19 protein-coding genes and 1 tRNA gene are annotated in these 20,838 nt (G+C 73.2%); 13 read left to right on the forward strand and 7 right to left on the reverse strand.

Annotated features, from left to right (window positions below):
- Nucleotides 1-36: 36 nt before the first annotated feature.
- From nusG to LR269_RS18145, 3 genes are all read right to left on the reverse strand, one after another.
- Entirely contained in the window at nucleotides 37-963 is a 927-nt protein-coding gene (gene nusG, locus LR269_RS18135; RefSeq protein WP_231432152.1) for a transcription termination/antitermination protein NusG, read from the reverse strand.
- Between the two features lie 61 nt (nucleotides 964-1,024).
- On the reverse strand, nucleotides 1,025-1,300 hold the full coding sequence (gene secE, locus LR269_RS18140; RefSeq protein ID WP_231432154.1) for a preprotein translocase subunit SecE: 276 nt from the start codon (nucleotides 1,298-1,300) through the stop codon (nucleotides 1,025-1,027).
- A 40-nt stretch (nucleotides 1,301-1,340) separates the two neighbouring features.
- Nucleotides 1,341-1,413 (reverse strand) — tRNA-Trp (locus LR269_RS18145).
- A 182-nt stretch (nucleotides 1,414-1,595) separates the two neighbouring features.
- Between LR269_RS18145 and dgt the strand changes: the two genes are divergently transcribed.
- From dgt to LR269_RS18165, 4 genes are all read left to right on the forward strand, one after another.
- Nucleotides 1,596-3,113: a dGTP triphosphohydrolase gene (gene dgt, locus LR269_RS18150; protein ID WP_231432155.1), complete on the forward strand. Its 1,518-nt coding sequence runs from the start codon at nucleotides 1,596-1,598 to the stop codon at nucleotides 3,111-3,113.
- A gap of 163 nt (nucleotides 3,114-3,276) precedes the next feature.
- Complete coding sequence (locus LR269_RS18155) at nucleotides 3,277-5,532, forward strand: esterase-like activity of phytase family protein (protein WP_231432157.1); 2,256 nt, start codon at nucleotides 3,277-3,279, stop codon at nucleotides 5,530-5,532.
- Between the two features lie 141 nt (nucleotides 5,533-5,673).
- Nucleotides 5,674-6,900 carry a pyridoxal phosphate-dependent aminotransferase gene (locus tag LR269_RS18160; protein WP_231432158.1) on the forward strand — a complete coding sequence of 409 codons (1,227 nt, stop codon included), beginning with the start codon at nucleotides 5,674-5,676 and terminating at the stop codon, nucleotides 6,898-6,900.
- Nucleotides 6,901-6,905: 5 nt separating this feature from the next.
- Nucleotides 6,906-7,667 (forward strand): hypothetical protein, encoded by a 762-nt coding sequence (locus LR269_RS18165; RefSeq protein WP_231432159.1) that lies wholly within the window; start codon nucleotides 6,906-6,908, stop codon nucleotides 7,665-7,667.
- Here the strand turns inward: LR269_RS18165 and LR269_RS18170 are convergent.
- Entirely contained in the window at nucleotides 7,628-7,858 is a 231-nt protein-coding gene (locus LR269_RS18170) for a hypothetical protein (RefSeq protein ID WP_231432160.1), read from the reverse strand. The genes LR269_RS18165 and LR269_RS18170 overlap by 40 nt on opposite strands.
- A 90-nt stretch (nucleotides 7,859-7,948) precedes the next feature.
- On the reverse strand, nucleotides 7,949-8,887 hold the full coding sequence (locus LR269_RS18175) for a LysR family transcriptional regulator ArgP (RefSeq protein ID WP_231432161.1): 939 nt from the start codon (nucleotides 8,885-8,887) through the stop codon (nucleotides 7,949-7,951).
- A 74-nt stretch (nucleotides 8,888-8,961) separates the two neighbouring features.
- Between LR269_RS18175 and lysE the strand changes: the two genes are divergently transcribed.
- From lysE to LR269_RS18225, 9 genes are all read left to right on the forward strand, one after another.
- Complete coding sequence (gene lysE, locus LR269_RS18180) at nucleotides 8,962-9,681, forward strand: L-lysine exporter (RefSeq protein ID WP_231432400.1); 720 nt, start codon at nucleotides 8,962-8,964, stop codon at nucleotides 9,679-9,681.
- Between the two features lie 301 nt (nucleotides 9,682-9,982).
- Nucleotides 9,983-10,987, forward strand: coding sequence for an isopenicillin N synthase family oxygenase (locus tag LR269_RS18185; protein ID WP_231432163.1), 1,005 nt, complete (start codon nucleotides 9,983-9,985; stop codon nucleotides 10,985-10,987).
- A gap of 108 nt (nucleotides 10,988-11,095) precedes the next feature.
- Complete coding sequence (locus LR269_RS19075; protein WP_308191668.1) at nucleotides 11,096-11,932, forward strand: YciI family protein; 837 nt, start codon at nucleotides 11,096-11,098, stop codon at nucleotides 11,930-11,932.
- A 188-nt stretch (nucleotides 11,933-12,120) separates the two neighbouring features.
- Nucleotides 12,121-13,350 carry an RNA polymerase sigma factor gene (locus LR269_RS18200; protein WP_231432402.1) on the forward strand — a complete coding sequence of 410 codons (1,230 nt, stop codon included), beginning with the start codon at nucleotides 12,121-12,123 and terminating at the stop codon, nucleotides 13,348-13,350.
- 98 nt (nucleotides 13,351-13,448) lie between these two features.
- Entirely contained in the window at nucleotides 13,449-14,396 is a 948-nt protein-coding gene (locus LR269_RS18205; protein WP_231432165.1) for an ABC transporter ATP-binding protein, read from the forward strand.
- Nucleotides 14,393-15,220, forward strand: coding sequence for an ABC transporter permease (locus tag LR269_RS18210; RefSeq protein WP_231432166.1), 828 nt, complete (start codon nucleotides 14,393-14,395; stop codon nucleotides 15,218-15,220). The genes LR269_RS18205 and LR269_RS18210 overlap by 4 nt, the downstream gene beginning before the upstream one ends.
- Nucleotides 15,221-15,269: 49 nt before the next feature.
- Complete coding sequence (locus tag LR269_RS18215) at nucleotides 15,270-16,454, forward strand: sensor histidine kinase (RefSeq protein WP_231432167.1); 1,185 nt, start codon at nucleotides 15,270-15,272, stop codon at nucleotides 16,452-16,454.
- On the forward strand, nucleotides 16,451-17,095 hold the full coding sequence (locus LR269_RS18220) for a response regulator transcription factor (RefSeq protein WP_231432168.1): 645 nt from the start codon (nucleotides 16,451-16,453) through the stop codon (nucleotides 17,093-17,095). Before LR269_RS18215 ends, LR269_RS18220 begins: the two co-directional genes overlap by 4 nt.
- 66 nt (nucleotides 17,096-17,161) lie before the next feature.
- Nucleotides 17,162-18,760 carry a phosphatase PAP2 family protein gene (locus tag LR269_RS18225; protein WP_231432170.1) on the forward strand — a complete coding sequence of 533 codons (1,599 nt, stop codon included), beginning with the start codon at nucleotides 17,162-17,164 and terminating at the stop codon, nucleotides 18,758-18,760.
- Between the two features lie 28 nt (nucleotides 18,761-18,788).
- Here the strand turns inward: LR269_RS18225 and LR269_RS18230 are convergent, their stop codons facing one another.
- Both LR269_RS18230 and LR269_RS18235 read right to left on the reverse strand, forming a co-directional pair.
- Entirely contained in the window at nucleotides 18,789-19,457 is a 669-nt protein-coding gene (locus LR269_RS18230; protein WP_231432171.1) for a response regulator transcription factor, read from the reverse strand.
- Nucleotides 19,450-20,649: an ATP-binding protein gene (locus LR269_RS18235; protein WP_231432172.1), complete on the reverse strand. Its 1,200-nt coding sequence runs from the start codon at nucleotides 20,647-20,649 to the stop codon at nucleotides 19,450-19,452. Before LR269_RS18235 ends, LR269_RS18230 begins: the two co-directional genes overlap by 8 nt.
- Nucleotides 20,650-20,838: the final 189 nt, after the last annotated feature.

Consider the following 20,838-nt stretch of genomic DNA (forward strand, 5'->3'; position numbering starts at 1 on the left):
TATACCGGAGGGTCGGCTGTGGAGCTTCTGGGGATCTTAGAGCTTGGTGACCTGGTCGAAGCTGAGCTCGACGGGGGTCTCGCGCTCGAAGAGCGAGACGAGCACGGTGAGCTTGCCGCTCTCGGGCTTGATCTCGCTGATCGTGCCGGGCAGGCCCGCGAACGAGCCGTCCTTGATGGTGATCGTCTCGCCGATCTCGAAGTCGACCTCGGCGGGGATCTGACGGGCTGCGCCGGACGCGGCACCGGCCTTCGCACCCTTGGCGGGCGCGACGTCCTTGGGCTCGACGAGGCTCTTCAGCATGCCGAAGGCCTCTTCGAAGCGCAGCGGGGTCGGGTTGTGCGCGTTGCCCACGAAGCCGGTGACGCCCGGAGTGTGGCGGATGACCGACCAGCTCTCCTCGTTCAGCTCCATGCGGACGAGCACGTAGCTCGGGATGCGCACGCGGGTGACCATCTTGCGCTGGCCGTTCTTGATCTCGACCACGTCTTCCATCGGCACTTCGACCTGGTAGATGTAGTCGGCCATCGCCATCGACTCGCGGCGCTGCTCGATGTTCGCCTTCACGCGGCGCTCGAAGCCCGCGTACGAGTGGATGACGTACCACTTGCCCGGGAGGAAGCGCAGCTCGTTGCGGAACTCCTCGTACGGGTCGAACTCGCTGTCGGCCTCTTCTTCGACCGCCTCGAGTGCGGCCTCGGCCTCTTCGGGCGAGTCGATGTCGAGGGCGTCGTCGACGACGGCGTCGGCCTCGGGGTCGCCCGCCTCGGCGATCGCGTCGAGGACCGCCTCGAGGTCGATGTCGTTGCCCTCGTCGTCGACGAGGTGCACGGCACGGTGCTCGGCCGGCTCCGAGGACTGCTCCTCGTGCTCGTTGACGCTGCCCGTCTGCGCCTCGTCGTCTTCAGCCGACTGCTCGGCAGCCGTAGCCCAGTCGACGTCGTCGCGCTCAGTCCTTGACACTTCTCGATCCTTCTCTTCGTGCGCCCCCGGCGCCCAGCGGGTCGTGCGGCCGAAGGCCCGATCAGACCCCGGTCGTTCCGAAGACGTACAGCACCAGCCATCCGAACAGCTGGTCGAGGCCCCAGACGAGCGCCATCATGATGATGACGAACACGAGCACCACGACCGTGAAGCTGACAAGCTCCCTCCGCGTGGGGGTGACGACCTTCTTCAGCTCAGCGATGACCTGCCGGATGAACAGGGCGATGCGCGAAAAGGGGTTCCGACGCGCTGCGCGATCGCGCTTCGCGTTGGCGACGACGTCCTCACTGGGTTCGTCGATAACTTTTCGTGCCACCTCGTACACCTTTCGTGGGCCGGCAATCACTGCCGGCTCGCAGGGCGGACAGGACTCGAACCTGCAACCTGCGGTTTTGGAGACCGCTGCTCTACCAATTGAGCCACCGCCCTAGGGCCCCGCTTGCACGGGACGCCTCGGAATCGCCAGCCCGGCTCCGCTTCACACGACCGCAACGAAACTCGATTCGATCGAGTCGCGATTTCGGGCGCAGTGAATCTTTGCCGAGGCGAGCAACCTCCATCAGTGTAGGCGACGCGAGCGCCTCGCGCGAACCGACGCCTACATTGGGACCATGAGCCCCGACCGCGCCGCCCGCCGCACCCCCGAGCCGAGCTCGAGCGTCGAGGTCGTCGGCGAGCACTCGCAGTTCCGTCTCGACCTCGAGCGCATCCGGTTCTCCCCCTACTTCTCGCGGCTGTCGGCGGTCACGCAGGTCATCGCGCAACCGGGCGCCGGCCCCCTCATCCACAACCGGCTCACCCACTCCATCAAGGTCACCGCGGTCGCACGCGCGATCGCGGTCGGCTTCGCGGACGCCTCGTCGCCGGCGCACGCGCTCGCGACGGAGCACGGCTGCGACGCCGTCGTCGTCCAGGCGGCGGCGAGCGCGCACGACCTCGGGCACCCGCCGTTCGGGCACCTCGGCGAGCGCGTGCTCGACCGCCTCGCCCGCGAGACGCTCGACCTCCCCGACGGATTCGAGGGCAACGCGCAGAGCTACCGCATCATCGCCACCCTCGACGTGTGCGCGGCCGCGCCGCACGGCCTCAACCTCACGTCGGCGGTGCGGGCGGCCGTCGCGAAGTACCCGTGGACCCGGTTCGCCTCGCCGGCGCCGTTCGCCGACGGCGGGCTGCCGCGCGGTTGGCGCCGGAGCGGGGAGAGCGTCGAGGCGGCGAAGTTCTCGGCGTACGACCTCGACGCGGCCGACCTCGCCGAGGCGCGCAGGGGCCTCGCGCCGATGGTGCAGTCGCTCGAGTGCTCGATCATGGACACCGCCGACGACATCGCCTACTCGATCCACGACGTCGACGACTTCTACCGCGCCGGCCTGCTCAGCCAGGGCGCGGTCGCCCGCGAGTTCCGCGGGTGGATGGAGGACTCGAGCGCCCTGCGCGAGCTCGACGACGAGGCCCTCCTGCAGCGCAGCGCGCCGGCGGGCGCCGCCCTCGAGGCACTGCGGCGCAAGCTGCGTCGCTCCGACGCGTGGATCGCCGACGACGACGCGTTCGCGGCCGCGGTCGACGTCGTCGCCGACGACCTCGTCGACGGCCTGCTCGCGACGCCCTTCGACGGCTCGATCGCCTCGGAACGGGCGCTGTCGTCGTTCACGAACCGCTGGATCGGTCACCTCCAGACCTCGGTCGTGCCCGCACCCGACGGCGTCGCCCGCACGGGCCTCGTGACGCTCGACCGGGGCGCCTGGCACGAGGTCGAGATCCTGAAGTTCGTGCACCGGCACTTCATCCTCGACCGCGCCGACATCGCCATGTACCAGCGGGGCCTCAGCCGCGTGCTCACGCGTGCCGTGAAGGGGCTGACCGCCTGGGCGACCGACGAGTACGACCGGCACCGGGTGCCCCAGCGGCTGCGCGAGCTCATCGAGATCGCGACCGACGGCTACGCGCAACTGCGCCGCACGCGCCCCGAGGGAGTGCCGGTGCCCGAGTCGGCCGACCTGCTGCGGCTCGGCGTCGGCCGCGGTGTCGTCGACTACGTCGCGTCGCTCTCCGACGACCAGGCGCTCGCCGTCTCCGAGGCGATCGACGGGCGACCCGACCGGCTCTGGGACATCGGCCAGAACCTCTAGCCCGAGATCTCCGCCACCGCCCGAGCCACGGACGCGAGGCCGCGGCACGGGGCATCCATTCACACGGGGCATCCATTCACACGGGGCATCCGTTCACCGGGTCGTCGCCGAACGGTCGCCTGGCCGACACGGGGTCGCAGACCGGGGCCGGTTGGCTCGCGGCATGAGCCGAAACCTCACGCGACGCGCCCTGCCGCGCGCCATCGCCGTCACCGCCGCGACCGCCACGGCGGCCGCCCTGCTGCTCGCCGCACCGGCCGCCCAGGCCGTCGGCAACGGGCAGACCACCCCGACCTCGCCCATGCAGTCGTTCGAGCCCACGCTCGTCGCCCGGGCCACCCTGTCGGCCGACTTCCTCGCCGAAGGTCCTGCCTCGGGCGCGCTCGCCTCCGCCGCGAACGGCCGTCAGGGCCCGTGGGACGGCCAGGTCATCCCCGGATTCTCCGCCGTGATCGAGAACGGCGACGGCACGTTCTGGGCCCAGCCCGACAACGGGTTCGGCTCGAAGGGCAACTCCGCCGACTTCCTGCTGCGCAACTACCTCGTGCGACCGGCCTGGCAGACCGCCGAGGGCGGCGACGGCGCGCTCGAGGTGGAGCGCTTCATCTCGTACAACGACCGCAACGGCGTGCTCGACTTCCCGATCGTCAACGGCGACACCGACGAGCGGCTGCTCACGGGGGCCGACTTCGACATCGAGTCGGTCGTGCGCGCGAAGGACGGCAGCTTCTGGGTCGGCGAGGAGTTCGGGCCCTTCCTGCTGCACTTCGACGCCGAGGGCACCCTCCTCGAGAAGCCCTTCTCGCTCGACGGCGCGAAGTCGCCGCAGAACCCGTACCTCGCCGCAGGAGAGACGCCGCGGGTGCGCGCGAGCCGCGGCTTCGAGGCGCTCGCGGGCTCGGTGAACGGGCGCTACCTCTACCCGATCGTCGAGGGCTCGTACGCCGACGACGCCGACCTGCGCCGGCGCGAGGTGCACGAGTTCGACACCAAGCGCGGCGCCTACACCGGGCGCACGTGGAACTACCAGACCGACCAGGAGGCGAACGTCGTCGGCGACGCGTTCACGGTCAAGAACGGCGTGCTGCTCGTCGTCGAGCGCGACGACTTCGAGGGCGAGCAGTCGGTCACGAAGCGCGTCTACCAGGTCGACCTGAAGCGCGCCGACGCCGAGGGCCACCTCGAGAAGACGCTCGTGCTCGACGCCCTCCGCATCGCGAACCCCGACGGCATCGGCGCCGGCGACGGCTACGGCACGGGCGAGGTGTTCTCGCTGCCCGTGCAGTCGTTCGAGACGATCGTGCAGCTGAAGGACGGACGCCTGCTCATCGGCAACGACAACAACTACCCCGGCAACGACGCCCGCGTGCCGGGCACGCCCGACGACACCGAGTTCGCCGTGATCGACCTCGGCCGCACGAAGATCGAGCCCGAGCAGGTGACCGTCATCGGCCACCGGGGCGCGAGCGGCCACCGCCCCGAGCACACGCTCGCCTCGTACGAGCAGGCGATCGTGCAGTGCGCCGACTACATCGAGCCCGACGTGGTCTCGACGAAGGACGGCGTGCTCGTCGCCCGCCACGAGAACGAGATCAGCGGCACCACGAACGTCGCCGCCCGCCCGGAGTTCGCGGGCCGGAAGGCCACGAAGACCATCGACGGCGCGAAGGTCACCGGCTGGTTCACCGAGGACTTCACGCTCGGGGAGCTTCGCACCCTGCGGGCGAAGGAGCGGCTGCCGCAGACCCGCCCCGCCAACACCGCGTTCGACGGGCTGTACCAGGTGCCGACCCTCGACGAGGTCATCGACCTCGCCCGCCACTCGATCAGCTGCGACGGCCGGCAGGTCGGCGTCTACCCCGAGACGAAGCACCCGACCTACTTCGACTCGATCGGCCTCTCGCTCGAGGAGCCCCTCGTCGCCGCCCTGCAGGCGAACGGCGTCGACGACGCCGACGCACCCGTGATCGTGCAGAGCTTCGAGGTCTCGAACCTGCAGGAGCTCGACGGCATGACCGAGGTTGCCCTCGCCCAGCTCGTGAGCGCCTCGGGCCGCCCGTACGACTTCACGGCCGCGGGCGACCCGCGCACGTACGCCGACCTCGTCACGCCCGCCGGGCTCGTGGAGATCGCCGGCTACGCCGACGGCGTCGGCCTCGAGAAGTCGGTCATGATCCCGCGCACGGCGGCGGGCACGCTCGGTGCGCCGAAGCCGGTCATCGCCGATGCCCACGCGGCCGGGCTCGCGGTGCACGGCTGGACCTTCCGCCTCGAGAACCAGTTCCTCCCGGCGGAGTTCCGCTCGTCGGCCGACCCGATCGCGCCGGGCGACCTCGCGGGCGAGATCGCGGTGTTCGTCGGTGCCGGCATGGACGGCATCTTCAGCGACCAGCCCGACATCGCCGCCACCGTCGGCTGACGTCGAGGAGCACGGGCGGATGCCTCGGCGCGGCGCCGAGGCATCCGCTCGCCCGTGCCCGGGCAGACCGTCCGGAGGGCCGGACGACACCGATCGAAACGCCCCTCACGGCCTCGCGGCCACGCGATTAGACTCACCCCTGTGACCGAGAAGCCGCGCCTGTCCGCCCGTATCGCCGCCATCGCCGAGTCCGCGACCCTGAAGGTCGATGCGAAGGCGAAGGCGCTCCAGGCCGAGGGCCGCCCGGTCATCTCGTACGCCGCCGGCGAGCCCGACTTCGCGACCCCCGAGCACATCGTCGAGGCCGCCCTCGCGGCCACGCGCGACCCCAAGAACTACCGCTACACGCCTGCCGCGGGACTGCCCGACCTGCGCGAGGCGATCGCGGCGAAGACCGCGCGCGACTCGGGCCTCGAGGCATCCGCATCGCAGGTGGTCGTGACCAACGGCGGCAAGCAGGCCGTCTACCAGGCCTTCCAGGTGCTGCTCGACGAGGGCGACGAGGTGCTCGTGCCCACCCCGTACTGGACCACCTACCCCGAGGCGATCAAGCTCGCGGGCGGCCGCCAGGTCGACGTGTTCGCGGGCAGCGACCAGGGCTACCTCGTCACGGTCGAGCAGCTCGAGGCCGCGCGCACCGAGCGTACGAAGGTGCTGCTGTTCGTCTCGCCGTCGAACCCGACCGGCGCGGTGTACGCGCCCGAGCAGGTGAAGGCGATCGGCGAGTGGGCGCTCGAGCACGGCATCTGGGTCATCGCCGACGAGATCTACCAGAACCTGACCTACGGCTCGCTCGACTCCGAGGTCGGCAGCCCCGCCCCGCGCGCCGTCTCGATCGTCGAGGCCGTGCCGGGGCTCGCGAACCAGGCGATCCTCGTCAACGGCGTCGCCAAGACCTACGCCATGACGGGGTGGCGCCTCGGCTGGATGGTCGGCCCCGCCGACGTGATCAAGGGCGCCGCGAACCTCCAGTCGCACCTCTCGTCGAACGTCTCGAACATCTCGCAGCGCGCCGCGATCGCCGCCCTCACCGGCCCGCAGGAGCCGGTGGAGGAGATGCGCCGCGCCTTCGACCGCCGACGCCGCCTGATCGTCGCCGAGCTCTCGAAGATCGACGGCATGACGGTGCCGGTGCCCGAGGGCGCGTTCTACGTCTACCCCGACGTGACCGGCCTCCTCGGCCGCGAGTGGGGCGGCGTCACGCCGACCTCGTCGCTGGAGCTCGCCGACCTCATCCTCGACCAGGCCGAGGTCGCCGCCGTTCCCGGCGAGGCGTTCGGGCCGTCCGGGTTCCTCCGCCTCAGCTACGCGCTCGGTGACGAGCCGCTGCTCGAGGGCGTGCAGCGCCTGCAGCGACTGTTCGGCTAGGCGGGATGCCTCGCGGCGACGCCCGGCTCGCACGCCTCGCAGCACGCAACAACGCGGAGTGGTGCCGAGCGGTCGCCGCGAGCCACGGGATCGCATCGGGCTTCGCCCTCGGCGGCGCCCTGTGGGTGGCGGAGGCGCCGACGCCGCTCGGCTATCCCGAGGCGGTGACCGTCGAACCCGGGCTCGACACGGCGACCGTGCTCGCGATGCTCGCGCCCGACGCGACGAGCCTGAAGGACTCGTTCGCCGACCTCGATCCGGGCGCCGCCGGCTGGGCGCCGCTGTTCGACGCGACCTGGATCGTCGCCGACGCGCACGACTCGTCGTCGAACGGCACCGATCCCGGCGACCCCGCACTCGTCACGGTGACGACGGCCGCCGGGCTCGCGCGGTGGGCGGGCGCCCACGGCCTCCCCGACGCGTTCGCCGAGCCGTTGCTCGGGGCAGCCGAGGTGGTGGTGCTCGGGTCGGCCGGGCCCGGGTCGAGTCGGGCGTCGGTGCAGGCCGCGGTCACCGCGGGCGGCGTGCTCAACCGCACGGGCGAGGTCGTCGGGCTCTCGAACGCCTTCGGCGGTGGCCAGGGACTGTACCGTGCGCTCCGACGCGAGGCCGGAGCACGGTGGCCGGGGCTGCCGGTCGTCGGCTACGAGTCGGATGGCGCCCTCGACGATGCGCTCGATGCGGGCTTCCGGCGCGTCGGCCCGCTGCGCGTCTGGGCGCGCCCGGCTCAACCCGGCCCGAGCACGACGTCGACGTTGCGCAGGTAGATGGCCCGCTCGAGGCCCACGACTCCCGCGGGGCCGGCGACACCGGCATGCAGGCCCGGCGGCTCCCGCCCGATCGGAGCCGCACCCGACGCTCCGGCCTGCACGCCGGCGAGCATGCCGACGCCGTAGGCGGCTGCGATCGCGGCGAGGGTCGCCACTGCCACCAGGGCGGCGACCTCCCAGGTCTTCATGGGCCCCTCCCAGCCCCCGGTCGCACGCGACGCTAGCGGAGCCGCCGCCCCGGCCGCATGCGTGCCAGCACTGGAGAACGCCCGGGCGGCTCAGCCGAGCGCACGCCGCGCCTCGACGGCGAGCGCGTCGGCGACGGCGTCGAGCAGGGGCGAACTGAGGTTCCACTGCTGCCAGTGCAGCGGCACGTCGACTGGCGCCCCGCCGAGTCGCACGAGCTCGCCGCGGTCGAGTTCGGCGGCCGACTGGAACTCGGGCAGCATGCCCCAGCCGAGCCCGAGCTTCACGGCGTTCGCGAAGTCGTTCGAGGCCGGAACGTAGTGGCGCGGGGCGCGCTCGGGGTCGAGGCCGGCCGCGCGCAGCGCGTCGTGCTGCAGGTGGTCGCGCCGGTCGAAGTCGACGAGTGGCGCACGGGCGATCCAGTCGGGCAGGGCGGATGCCTCGTGGCGGGCTCGGTCGCTCCAGCGGCCGACGAACCCCGGCGTGGCCACGGCCTCGTATCGCATGACGCCGAGCGGGCGCACGAGGCATCCCGCCACCGGGGTGGCCTGCGAGGTCACCGCCCCCATGACGGTGCCGGACTCGAGCAGCCCGGCGGTGAAGTCCTGGTCGTCGCGGTGCAGGTCGAAGACCACGGGATGCGTCTCGGCGACGCGCGCGAGCGCGGGCAGGAACCACGTGGCGAGCGAGTCGGCGTTGACCGCGAGCGGGATCGGAACGGGACGGAACGCCGTCGCGCCCGCCTCCCCGTCGGCCGTGGCGACGTCATCGGCGTCGAGCCCGAACTCGGCGAGCGCGTCGTGCTCGAGCAGGGCGAGCTGGCGCGCGAGCCGCACGACGGCCGCCCCGGCACCGGTCGCACGGGCCGGCTTCGAGCGCACGACGAGCACGCGACCGAGCTGCTGCTCGAGCGTCTTCACGCGCTGCGACACGGCCGAGGGCGTGAGCCGCAGCCGACGGGCGGCCGCGTCGAAGGTGCCCTCGTCGATCACGGCGGCGAGGGTGCGGGCGAGGTCGAGTGGAATGTGCATCTGAAGCGATGCTAATGGTTCTGAAGGATCTTGAGCTGGATTACAGCCTGACGCCGACGTACCGTCGAAAGGTGATCGCCTCCTCCGTGCTCGCGGGCCTCGGCCTCGGCCTCTCGCTCATCGTCGCCATCGGCGCGCAGAACGTGTTCGTGCTGCGCCAGGGCATCCGGCGCGAGCACGTGTTCGCCGTCGCCGCGATCTGCGCCGTGAGCGACCTCGTGCTCATCGTCGTCGGGGTCTCCGGCATCGGCCTCGTCATCGGCCAGGTGCCGTGGCTCATCGACGTGGTCCGGTGGGCGGGCGCGGCATTCCTCGTCGGCTACGGCGTGCTCGCCGCCCGCCGCGCGCTGCGCCCGACGGGCGAGGTGCTCGTCACGGGCGACGGCGGCGACTCGGCGGCGGACGTGCCGGGGCCGTCGGCGGACGGTGTGGGGACGCCCTCCGCCGACGGCCGCGGTGCGTCCGTCGCCGTCGAAGCACGACCGGCGATCGCCACGCGCACCACCCTCGCGAGCGCCGTGCTCACGTGCCTGGCCCTCACCTGGCTCAATCCGCACGTGTACCTCGACACCGTCTTCCTGTTGGGATCGGTGGCGAACAGCCACGGCCCCGAGGGCCGCTGGTGGTTCGCGCTGGGCGCCGGCGCGGCATCCCTCATCTGGTTCTTCGCCCTCGCCTACGGGGCGCGCCTGCTGGGCCGCGTGCTCTCGACCCCGCGCGCCTGGCGGGTGCTCGACGGCGTCATCGCCGTCGTCATGCTCGCCATCGCGGCCTCGCTCGTGCTGCCCCACTGATGGGGAATAGCCGGTCGCCGGCGACCGTGCTACCGTTTCGGACATCGTGAGCACCTTCACCTGTCGCTGCTGTCGCCGCTAGGCGGTCGTCTCCCCGACGACCCCAGGGCGCGATTCCCCGCGCCGCCGACCGCAGCCCCGTGCTCACGCCGCATCCGACGCGTCCGCGTCAGCTCCGCGGCATCCGCCTCGAACCGATCTCGAATCGATCTCGAACACCGGATGCCACGCAGCCGACGTCAACGGATGCCGGGGCCGCCGCGTCGTCGGCGCACCACCCGGCACTCGAAAGGACCATCCCATGTCCGACATCCCCGTTCTCGACCTCTCACTGCTCAACGGCACGACCGAGCAGCAGGCGCAGTTCCGCGACGACCTCCGCCGCGCGACGCACGAGGTCGGCTTCTTCTCGCTCATCGGCCACGGCGTGCCGACCGAGCTCGTCGATCGCGCGTATGCGGCGGCGCGGGCGTTCTTCGCCCTGCCCGAGTCGCACAAGCTCGCGATCGAGAACGTCACGAGCCCGCACTTCCGCGGGTACACCCGCATGGGCGGCGAGCGCACGCTCGGTCGCGTCGACATCCGCGAGCAGATCGACCTCGGCGCCGAGCGCCCGGCCGTGACCATGACGGCCGACACCCCGGACTACTGGATCCTCGAGGGGCCGAACCTGTGGCCCGAGGCGCTGCCCGAGTTCCGCGCGGTCGCCGAGGAGTGGATCGCCCGGCTCGACGAGGTCGGCACACGCCTCCTTCGCAGCTGGGCCGAGGCGCTCGGGGCCGCGCCCGACACCTTCGACGCCGCCTTCGAGCGCCCGTCGCCGTACCTCAAGGTCGTGCGCTACCCCGGCGTCTCGGCCGAGCAGCCCGCGCAGGGCGTCGGCGCCCACAAGGACCTGGGCGTGCTCACCCTGCTCTCGGTCGAGGACGGCAAGGCCGGCCTGCAGGTCGAGAAGGACGGCGAGTGGATCGACGTCGTCGCCCCGTCGGGCGCGTTCATCGTGAACATCGGCGAACTGCTCGAGATCGCGACCGACGGCTACCTCAAGGCGACGAAGCACCGAGTGGTCTCCCCCGCACCCGGCACCGAGCGCATCTCGATCCCGTACTTCCACGGGCCGGCACTCGACGCCGTGATCCCGACGATCGAGCTCGCACCCGAGCTCGCCGCCGAGGCGCCCGGCGTCACCAGGGACCCGGCGAACCCGCTGCACGCGGTGTTCGGCGAGAACTGGCTGAAGAGCCGGCTGCGCGCCCACCCGAACGTCGTCGAGGCGCAGTACCCGAGGCTGCTCGTCGGCGCCTGACCGAGGGGCGGGTGCGCATCGAGCACGCCCGAGTCGGCGTGACCTGTCGAAAACGGTTGTCGCCGTTCGTCGTACCTGCGTAGCGTGACCGAGAGAGAGGATTCCGCCATGGAATACGCGCTGTTCTACGCCGCGGGCGACGACCCGATCGCCCCCGACCCCGCCGCCGACGACATCGGAGACTGGGTCGACGACCTCGAGGCGCGCGGCGTCTCCGAGTACGGCGAGCGGCTCCGCCCCGATCCCGATGCCACGGTGGTGCGCGTACGCGGCGGGGAGCTGCTCGTGAGCGACGGGCCGTTCACCGAGGCGAAGGAGTCGATCGGCGGCTTCGACATCATCGACGTCGACGACCTCGACGCCGCGATCGAGATCGCGTCGCGGCATCCCGCCGCGTCGTTCGGCCGCGTCGAGGTGCGCCCGTTCGTGCGGTGGCCCGACGCCGAGCCGGGCTCGCGCATCGTGCCGGCCGGCTTCGCCGAACGCGACGCGTCGGGGCGCCGCTACCTCATGCTCGTGGCGGTCGAGCCCGGCGGCGAGCGCGACGCCGATGCCGGCCCCGACGCGTGGGTGCGCGAGATGGACGGTCGCGGCACCCGGCTGTTCGGCGAGGTGCTGCGCGGGCCGGATGATGCGACCCATGTGCGCCGACGCGGCGGCGAGGTGCTCGTCGCCGACGGGCCGTTCGCCGAGGCGAAGGAGTGGATCGCCGGGTTCGACCTCATCGAGGTGGCCGGGCTCGCCGAGGCGATCGAGGTCGCGGCCGCGCACCCGATGGCGCGCGGCGGGGCGATCGAACTGCGCCCGCTGTGGCCGTTCGACGTGCACGACGACCACGTCGCGCGCGCCGAGCGCGAGGCCGACGAGTACGGGCGTCGAACGGAACCGCCGGCCGCCGAGGCCGCCGCCGCCGCCCGCGCCGGAGCCGCGGGGGTCGCGCACTGAGCCCGCGCGGGGCGTCGCCGTCGGCGAGCGGGCCGATCGGTCCGGTCGCCGATGCGGCGGCGTCCCGCCGCCCGGACACGCCGAGCGGAACCGCCGCGGTCGCCGCGGCGCCCCGTCATGCGGTCACGCCGAGCGGAACCGCCGCGGTCGCCGCGGCGCTGCGGGGTGCGGCAGGCGAGTGGGCGCGCATCGTCGCGACACTCATCCGCACGACGGGCGACTGGGACGTCGCCGAGGAGTCGGCGGCCGGCGCGTTCGAGCGTGCGGCCGAGACGTGGCCGCGCGACGGCGTGCCCCGCAATCCCGGCGCCTGGCTCACGACCGCCGCCCGCAACCTCGCGCTCGACCGGCTGCGTCGGCGCGGTGTCGAGGCCGAGAAGCTGCGCGAGTGGGCCGACGCCGAACGCGACGCCGGCCGCACCGCGGGCCCACCCGACCCGGCCGAACTCGTCGCGCGCGACGAACCCTCGTGGGACGACCGACTGCGGCTCGTCTTCACGTGCGCCCACCCGGCGCTGCCGATGGAGGCGCGCGTGGCCCTCACGCTCCGCACCGTCGGCGGCCTCGAGACGCCCGAGATCGCGCGGGCCTTCCTCGTGCCCGAGTCGACGATGGCGCAGCGTCTCGTGCGGGCGAAGCGCAAGATCCGGCATGCGGCGATCCCGTACCGGGTGCCGCCTGCGGAGGCACTGTCCGAGCGGCTCGACGGGGTGCTCGCGGTGCTCTACCTCATCGCGAACGAGGGCTACCTCGCGTCGTCGGGAGATCACCTGCAGCGCCTCGACCTCGCGGCCGAGGCGATCAGGCTCGCGCGACTCGTCGTGTCGCTCATTCCCGACTCCGACGAGGCCCGGGCCCTGCTTGCACTGCTCCTGCTGCAGCACGCGCGTTCGGCCGCTCGGGTGGACGCCGCGGGCGACCTCGTGCCGCTCGCGGACCAGGACCGGACCCGGTGGGACGCCCGGGAGGTCGCCGAGGGCCTCGCGCTCCTCACGAGCCCGGGCAGCCGCTCGAGCCGGGCGGACGACGCGATCGCGGGCCCGTATCGGCTCCAGGCCGAGATCCAAGCGGTGCACGCTCGCGCGGCGACCGCCGTCGCGACCGAGTGGCCCGCGATCGTCGCCCGCTACGACGCGCTCGCGGCGCTCACCGATTCGCCGTTCGTGCGGTTCAACCGCGCGATCGCGGTCGGCGAGGCCGACGGACCCGCGGCCGGACTCGCCGCCCTCGCGGAGGTCGAGGCCGGCGGCCGCCTCGCCGGCTATCACCTCCTGCCTGCGGCGCAGGCCGAGTTCCTGCGCCGCGAGGGCCGGACCGCCGAAGCATCCGACCGCTATCGCGAGGCGATGGTCCTCGCGCCGACGGCGCCCGAGGTGCGATTCCTCGAGCGCCGACTGGCCGACCTCGACCGAGGGTGACGGCCTGCCGACCGGCGGGCCCATCCACCGATCGGTGGATGCCGGAATCGAACGGCCGGGGGCTGCCGCCGGCGCCCGGCCTCCGACACGCTCGGACTATGAAGACGACACGAACCGATGCCGCAGGCGGGCGCGAACCCGACGTCGCGGTGCGGGTGCGGGGACTCCGCAAGCAGTACGGCCACCGGGTCGCCGTCGACGGCATCGACCTCGACATCGCCCACGGCGAGACGTTCGCCCTGCTCGGCCCGAACGGCGCCGGAAAGTCGACGACCGTCGAGATCCTCGAGGGGTACCGCTCGCGCACGGCGGGCGAGGTGTCGGTGCTCGGCGTCGATCCGGCCCGCGGCGGCCTCGACTGGAAGGCGCGGCTCGGCATCGTGCTGCAGTCGAGCGGCGAGACCGGCCAGTACACCGTGCGCGAACAGCTGCGTCAGTTCGCCGGGTACTACCCGAACCCGCGCGACGTCGACGAGGTGATCGCGGCGGTCGGGCTCGAGGCCCAGGCGGGCACCCGCCTGCAGAAGCTCTCGGGCGGCCAGCGCAGGCGGGTCGACGTGGCGCTCGGCATCGTCGGCCGCCCCGAGCTGCTCTTCCTCGACGAACCGACGACGGGCTTCGATCCGACGGCGAGGCGCGAGTTCTGGGGGCTCGTCCGCGGGCTCAAGGCCGAGGGCACGACGATCGTGCTCACGACGCACTACCTCGACGAGGCGGCGCAGCTCGGCGACCGGGCCGGGGTCATCATCGGCGGCCGGCTCGTCGACGTCGCCCCCATCGACGTGCTCGGCGGCGAGGCCGCCCGGGTGCCGATCGTGCGGTGGCGCGACGCCCGGGGGCTCGTCCGGGAGACACGCACCGACGCGCCGGCCCGGCTCGTGGCCTCCCTCGTCGCAGAACTCGGCGGCGAGCCCAGGGAGCTCGAGGTCATCCGCCCGAGCCTGGAGGACATCTACCTCGACCTCGTCGGCGACGCCGACGCGGCCGACGCCGACGGCGCGGCCGGCCCGGCGACCGAGACCGCGCCCGAGGAGGCACTGGCATGACCACCGTCACCACCCGCCCGATCGGCATCGCCCGCGTCGGCGGCTCGCGCGTCGCGTACGAGACGCGGGGCTACTTCCGCTCGCTCGACACGGTGTTCTTCACGTTCCTGTTCCCGCTCATCATGCTCGGCATCTTCACGACGGCGTTCAGCGCGTCGGGCGACGTCGGGCCCGTGGGCTCGCAGATCAGCGTCGGCGCGTTCTACCTGCCCGGCATGCTCGCCGCGGGCCTGCTGCTGTCGGGCCTGCAGAACCTCGCCGTCGACATCGCGACCGAGAAGGGCGACGGCACGCTCAAGCGGCTGGGCGGCACCCCGCTGTCGCCCGTCTCGTACTTCCTCGGCAAGATCGGGCAGGTGTTCGTCACGGGCGCGCTGCAGGCCGGGCTCATGCTCGTCGCCGCGGCGACCGTGTTCGGCATCGCCCTGCCGACCGACCCCGCGCAGTGGTTCACGTTCGCGTGGGTGTTCGTGCTCGGCCTCACGGCCTCGGCGCTGCTCGGCATCGCCCTGTCGTCGGTGCCGCGCAGCGGCCGGTCGGCGACGGCCGTCGTCATCCCGATCGTGCTCGTGCTGCAGTTCATCTCGGGCGTCTACCTCTCGTTCAACCAGCTGCCCGAGTGGATGCAGAACGTCGCGAGCCTCTTCCCGCTCAAGTGGATGGCGCAGGGCATGCGCGCCGCGTTCCTGCCCGAGGAGTTCGCCGCGCTCGAGCAGCACGGCGCCTGGGACCTCGGCTGGGTCGCGGTCGCGCTCGGCATCTGGCTCGTGGTCGGGCTCGTGCTCAGCCGGCTGACGTTCCGCTGGATCCGCCGCGATGCGTGACGTCGCAGCGTACGCGTCGCCCACGACCGGTGCGTGAGAGCATGGCGGCATGCTGAACCGCCGGTGGTGGGATGCCGCGGCGATCGCGGTCGCGGTCGTCACCGTGCTGTTCGGCCTGACCGATCCGCCGTACGGCCCGCCCGACTACGGGACGTGGGCGGTCGCGGGGGTCTTCCTCGTCGTCTACTTCGCCTACCTGCGCGGCCGCCTCGACCGCGAGGATCCGACGCAGCACGTCGTCATCACGATCGTGCTCTCGGCCGTCGTCGGCGTCGGCGTCGCGTTCGACCCGAGCGCCTCGATCCTGCAGGCCTTCGCGTACCCGTTCCTCTGGGTCACCGCACCGTCGACCCGGCGCGCGATCGTCGCCAACGTCGGGCTCGCCATCGCACTGCTCGTCGGCTACGTCGTGCACTTCGGGTGGGGCGGGGTCGTCGCGGGCGTCGCGGTCGCCGGGCTCTCGCTCGGGTTCAGCCTCGCGCTCGGGCTCTGGATCACCCACATCGCCGCGATCGGCGAGGAGCGGGCCCGGCTGCTCGTGGAGCTGCAGTCGGCGCAGGGCCAGCTCGCCGCGCTGCACCGCGACGCCGGCGTCAACGACGAACGCGCCCGGCTCGCCCGCGAGATCCACGACACGATCGCGCAGAGCCTCACCGGGCTCGTCATGGTCGCGCAGCGCGCGGGCAACCGGCTCGACGGGTCGGACGACGCATCGCAGGGCACCGCCGCCGCCCGCGCCGACATCGAGCTCATCGAGCAGATGGCGCGCGAGGCGCTCACCGAGGCGCGAGGGCTCGTCGCGACGCTCGCACCGGTCTCGGCCGACGGCGGCCTCACCGCCGCCCTCGGCCGGCTCGGCGCCGCGTTCGAACGCGAGACGGGCGTGCGGGTCGCCGTCGACGCGGATGCCTCGGGGCTCGACCGCGAACTCGAGGTCGTGCTGCTGCGGAGCGCCCAGGAGGGGCTCGCCAACGTGCGCAAGCACGCCGGTGCGAGCCGGGTGGCGATCACGGTCGCCGACCGCGGAGCGCACGAGGTCGTGCTGACCGTGCGCGACGACGGGGCGGGACCGTCGCCCGCCGCCCCGGGCGTGTCGTCGCCGGCCCCGGCCGGCTTCGGGCTCGCGGGCCTGCGCGACCGGGCGGCGCTCGTCGGCGGCACCCTGGAGTTCGGCCCCGCGAACGGCGGCGGCTCGCTGCTGCGCGTCACGGTGCCCAGGAAGGAGACCGCATGAACCCGATCCGCGTCGTCGTCGCCGACGACCACCCCATCGTGCGCGCCGGCATCGTCGGGCTCCTCGACACGGCGGCGGGCATCGAAGTCGTCGGCGAGGCGGCGAACGGCGCCGAGGCGATCGAGCTGGCCCGGTCGCGGCATCCCGATCTCGTGCTCATGGACCTGCGCATGCCGGGCATCGACGGCGCGGCCGCGACGGCCGAGATCGTCGCGACGGTGCCGGGCACGCGCGTGCTCGTGCTGACGACGTACGAGACCGACGAGCACATCCTCGCCGCGATCGAGGCGGGCGCCGGCGGTTACCTGCTGAAGGCTGCGCCGCAGGACGAGATCGTGGCCGGCATCACGGCGGTCGCAGGCGGCGAGACCGTGCTCGCCCCGTCGATCGCTGCGAAGCTCGTGTCGCGGGTGCGGGCCGAGGCCGCGGCGTCGGCCGCCCCGCCGTCGCCCGCGCCGTCGCCGCGCGAACTGGAGGTGCTGCGGCTCGTCGCGGCGGGCCGGTCGAATCCCGAGATCGCCGCAGAGCTCTTCATCGGCGAGGCGACCGTGAAGACCCACCTGCTGCACGTGTTCGAGAAGCTCGAGGTCAACGACCGCACGCGCGCGGTCACGCGCGCGATGGAGCTCGGGCTGCTGTAGCGAACCCGCCCGCACGACGATTCGCAACCGGTCGACGGTACGGCCGCCCGCGCCTACGATGACGGCGTGGGAGTTCGCGACGTGCGGGTCGCCGTGCAGCGCACGAGGATTCTGCCCGCCTGGGTGCGGCGAGCGGATGCTTCGGCGACGCGTCGCGTGAACGCCCGCCGCACTCACCCGCTCGTCGACCGCTTCTGGTCGCGCGTCTCCGGCTTCGCCGACCGCGGCGTGCTGTGGTGGACGATCGCCGGCGTGCTGGCCGTGACCGGGCGACGGCGGATCGCCGCGCGCGGGCTCGGATCACTGCTCGTCGCGAGCGCGCTCACGAACGTGATCGCGAAACGCGTGTTCGGCGGCGATCGGCCGCTGCTCGCGGACGTGCCGATCGCCCGGCGACTGCCGAAGCCGCCGATCACCCCCTCGTTCCCGTCGGGGCATTCGGCGAGCGCCGCGGCGTTCGTCACCGGCGTCGCGATCGAGTCGCCCCGACTCGGCGCCGCGCTGGCTCCGGCCGCCCTCGGCGTCGGCTACTCGCGTCTCCACACCGGGGCGCACTGGCTCTCCGACGTCGTCGGCGGGCTCGCCCTCGGTGCCGCCGTCGGCGGGCTCGGCGCGGTCGTCGTGCACCCGCATCGCCGGGCGGCAGGCGAGTCCACCGCCGCGAGCGGCACCGACCGCCGTCTTCCCGCGTCTCCCGACGGCGAGGGCGTCTTCATCGTGGTCAACCGGTCGTCGGGGACGAGCGTGCTCCGGAGCGATCCCGTGCGCGTGCTCGAGCGCCGGCTGCCGCGCGCCGAGCTGCACGTGCTCGAGGACGCCGCCGGCGACGATCCCGGCGCCGCCGCCCGCAGGGCACTCGCCCGCGCCGAGCCGCCGCGAATCCTCGGCGTCTGCGGCGGCGACGGCTCGGTCGCGGCGGTGGCCCACGAGGCGCGGGCCGCGGGCGTGCCGCTCCTCGTCGTGCCGGGCGGCACCTTCAACCACTTCGCGCGGGCCGCCGGCGCCGCCACGGTCGACCTCGCCGTCGATGGCCTGCAGCGCGGCGAAGGGGTGCGCGCCGATGTCGCCGAGCTCAGCTTCGCGGGCGGCCCGCCGATCACGGTGCTGAACACCGCGTCGGTCGGGCTCTACCCGGACTTCGTCGCCGAGCGCGAGGGCCGCGAGCACCGGTACGGCAAGTGGCTCGCCGCGGTCATCGCGGCGAACCGGGTGCTGCGCCGTTCCGCCCCCGTGAACGTCGTCGTCGGCGCCCGTCGCGCCCGCGTCTGGAGCCTCTACATCGGCGTCGGGCCGAACGACCCGGGCATACCCGCGCCGATGCGCCGGAGCAGGCTCGACGGCGGCGTGCTCGACGTGCGCGTCCTGCACGCGGGCTCGCGGTTCCGTGCAGCGGGCACGCTCGCCTTCGGCCGGCGCACGAGCGCGGTGCTCCGGCGAATGCGGCTGCTGCCGAAGCGCTTCGAGTCGTACACGACCGAGTCGATCGACGTGCTCGTGCGGCCCCGCCACGGACAGCCGCCGGGCTTCGCGCACGACGGGGAGGTCGCGATCGAGGCGACCGCCGACGCATCCGCCCGCACCGCCGCGCCAGGCTACCGCACGACGGTACGGATCGTCCCGGAGGCGCTCGACGTCTACCGCCCCGGCCGCGCGCACGAGAGCTGACGCCGGCTGCTCGGCGCAGTCGGCGGCCTCAGAGCAGGCGGCGGGCGTTCGCCCAGGCGGTGAGCTCGTGCCGGCTCGAGAGCTGCAGCTTGCGCAGCACGGCCGAGACGTGGGTCTCGACGGTCTTCGTCGAGATGTAGAGCTCGGCCGCCACCTCCTTGTAGGCGTAGCCGCGGGCGATGAGGCGCATGACCTCCTGCTCGCGCGCCGACAGCCGGTCGAGCTCGTCGCTCGCCTGCGCCGTCTCGCCGACGGCTGCGCCGAAGGCGTCGAGCACGAACCCCGCGAGCTTCGGCGAGAACACGGCATCGCCGCTCGCGACGGCGTGCACGGCACGGCTCACGTCGGCGCCCGACGAGCCCTTCGTGATGTACCCCCGCGCGCCCGCGCGGATCACGCCGACCACGTCCTCGGCCTTGTCGGAGACCGAGAGCGCGAGGAACCGCGTGCCCGGCACCGCGGGCGCCGACCGCCGGATCACCTCCGCACCGCCGGTGGACCCCGCCGGCACGGCGGTTCCGGGCAGGTGCACGTCGAGGAGCACCACCTCGGGCGCGGCATCCGTGACGATCGCGACGGCGCTCTCGACGTCGTGGGCCTCGCCCACGACCTCGACGCTGTCGTCGAGGTCGGCCTTCAGGCCCGACCTGAAGATCGAGTGGTCGTCGACCACGACGACCCGCACCCGTTCAGCCATGCAGCGCCTCCGCTCCGTTGCGCTCGCCCGGGAAGCCGCGTTCGCCGGGGAACCGCAGTCGCACCTCGGTGCCGACGCCGCCCGCACCCGGGACGACCGTCGCCGAGCCGCCCGCCCGGCGCATGCGCCCGATGATCGACTGCCGCACGCCGAGCCGGTCGTCCGGCACCTCGGCGAGCGCGAACCCCGGTCCGCGGTCGCGAACGAACACCTCGACGGCCGCGGGCGTCGACTCGACGTAGACCGAGATCTCGCCGCCGGCGTGCCGGGCAGCGTTGAGCATCGCCTCGCGCGCGGCCGCGGCGAGCTCGCCGCTCGCCCGCTCGCGCTGCTCGCCGACCACCACGACGTCGACGGTCACGGGGAAGTCGATCTCGAGGTCGGCGGCGAACCCGCGCAGGTCGGTGCCGAGGTCGCTGTCGGCCGGCGCGTCGCCGGCGAACAGCCAGTCGCGCAGCTCCCGCTCCTGCGCACGGGCGATGCGGGCGACCTCGCTCGTCGCGCCGGCCCGGTTCTGGATGAGTGCGAGGGTCTGCAGCACCGAGTCGTGGAGGTGCGCGGCGATCTCGCTGCGCTGCTCCTCGCGGATGCGCTTGGTGCGCTCGTCGGTGAGCTCGCGCCACTTGGCGATGAGCGTCGGCACGTAGACGAGCAGGATGCCGAGCACGGCGGCGAGCGCCGCGACGAAGACGGCGACGGCGCTCATGCGTCCGTTCGCCTCGGGGTTCACCACGAAGACCAGCTCGAGCGCGGTCGCGGCGAGCACGACCGTGGCGATGCTGCGGATGACGAGTTCGTGGCGGGGGCCGCGTGCCGGGTCGGGACGATCGATGAGGGTCGCCCACGCCGACGCCGCGACCGCGAGCCCGATGCCGACGTAGGTGGCGGCGTACCACTGCCACCAGCTCGCCGCCGCGGTGAAGTACCACTGGCCGCTCTGCGTCCAGACCGCGACGAGCACCACCGTCGACGCGACCACGAGCAGCCACGCGACGGGCGCGCGGCGGGTCGGCCGGGCGTCGCCCTCGTCCCACGGGGTCAGCGCCCACAGCCAGAGGTAGAGCAGCAGCCCCGCGCCCCATGCGAAGCTCGTCACGACGAACGCGGCGCGCACGAGGGCCACGGGCCAGCCGAGGTGCGCCGCGAGCCCCGCCGCGACCCCGGTCGCCGCGCAGGCGCGCGGGCGGGTCATCCGGGGCGTCTCCATGCCAGCCATCAAACCAGACGAGGATGCCTCGGCCACGGGCCGAGGGACCGGCTCAGGGTCGAATCAGGGATCCACCCCATGGCGGGCGCCCCCGGCCGACTGCCAGCATCGAAGCCATGGAGACGAATCAGACCACCCCTGAGGCGGACTCGGAGACATCCGGGTCCGGCCCAG

Source organism: Agromyces sp. S2-1-8, assembly GCF_021129215.1.
Lineage (GTDB): Bacteria > Actinomycetota > Actinomycetes > Actinomycetales > Microbacteriaceae > Agromyces > Agromyces chromiiresistens.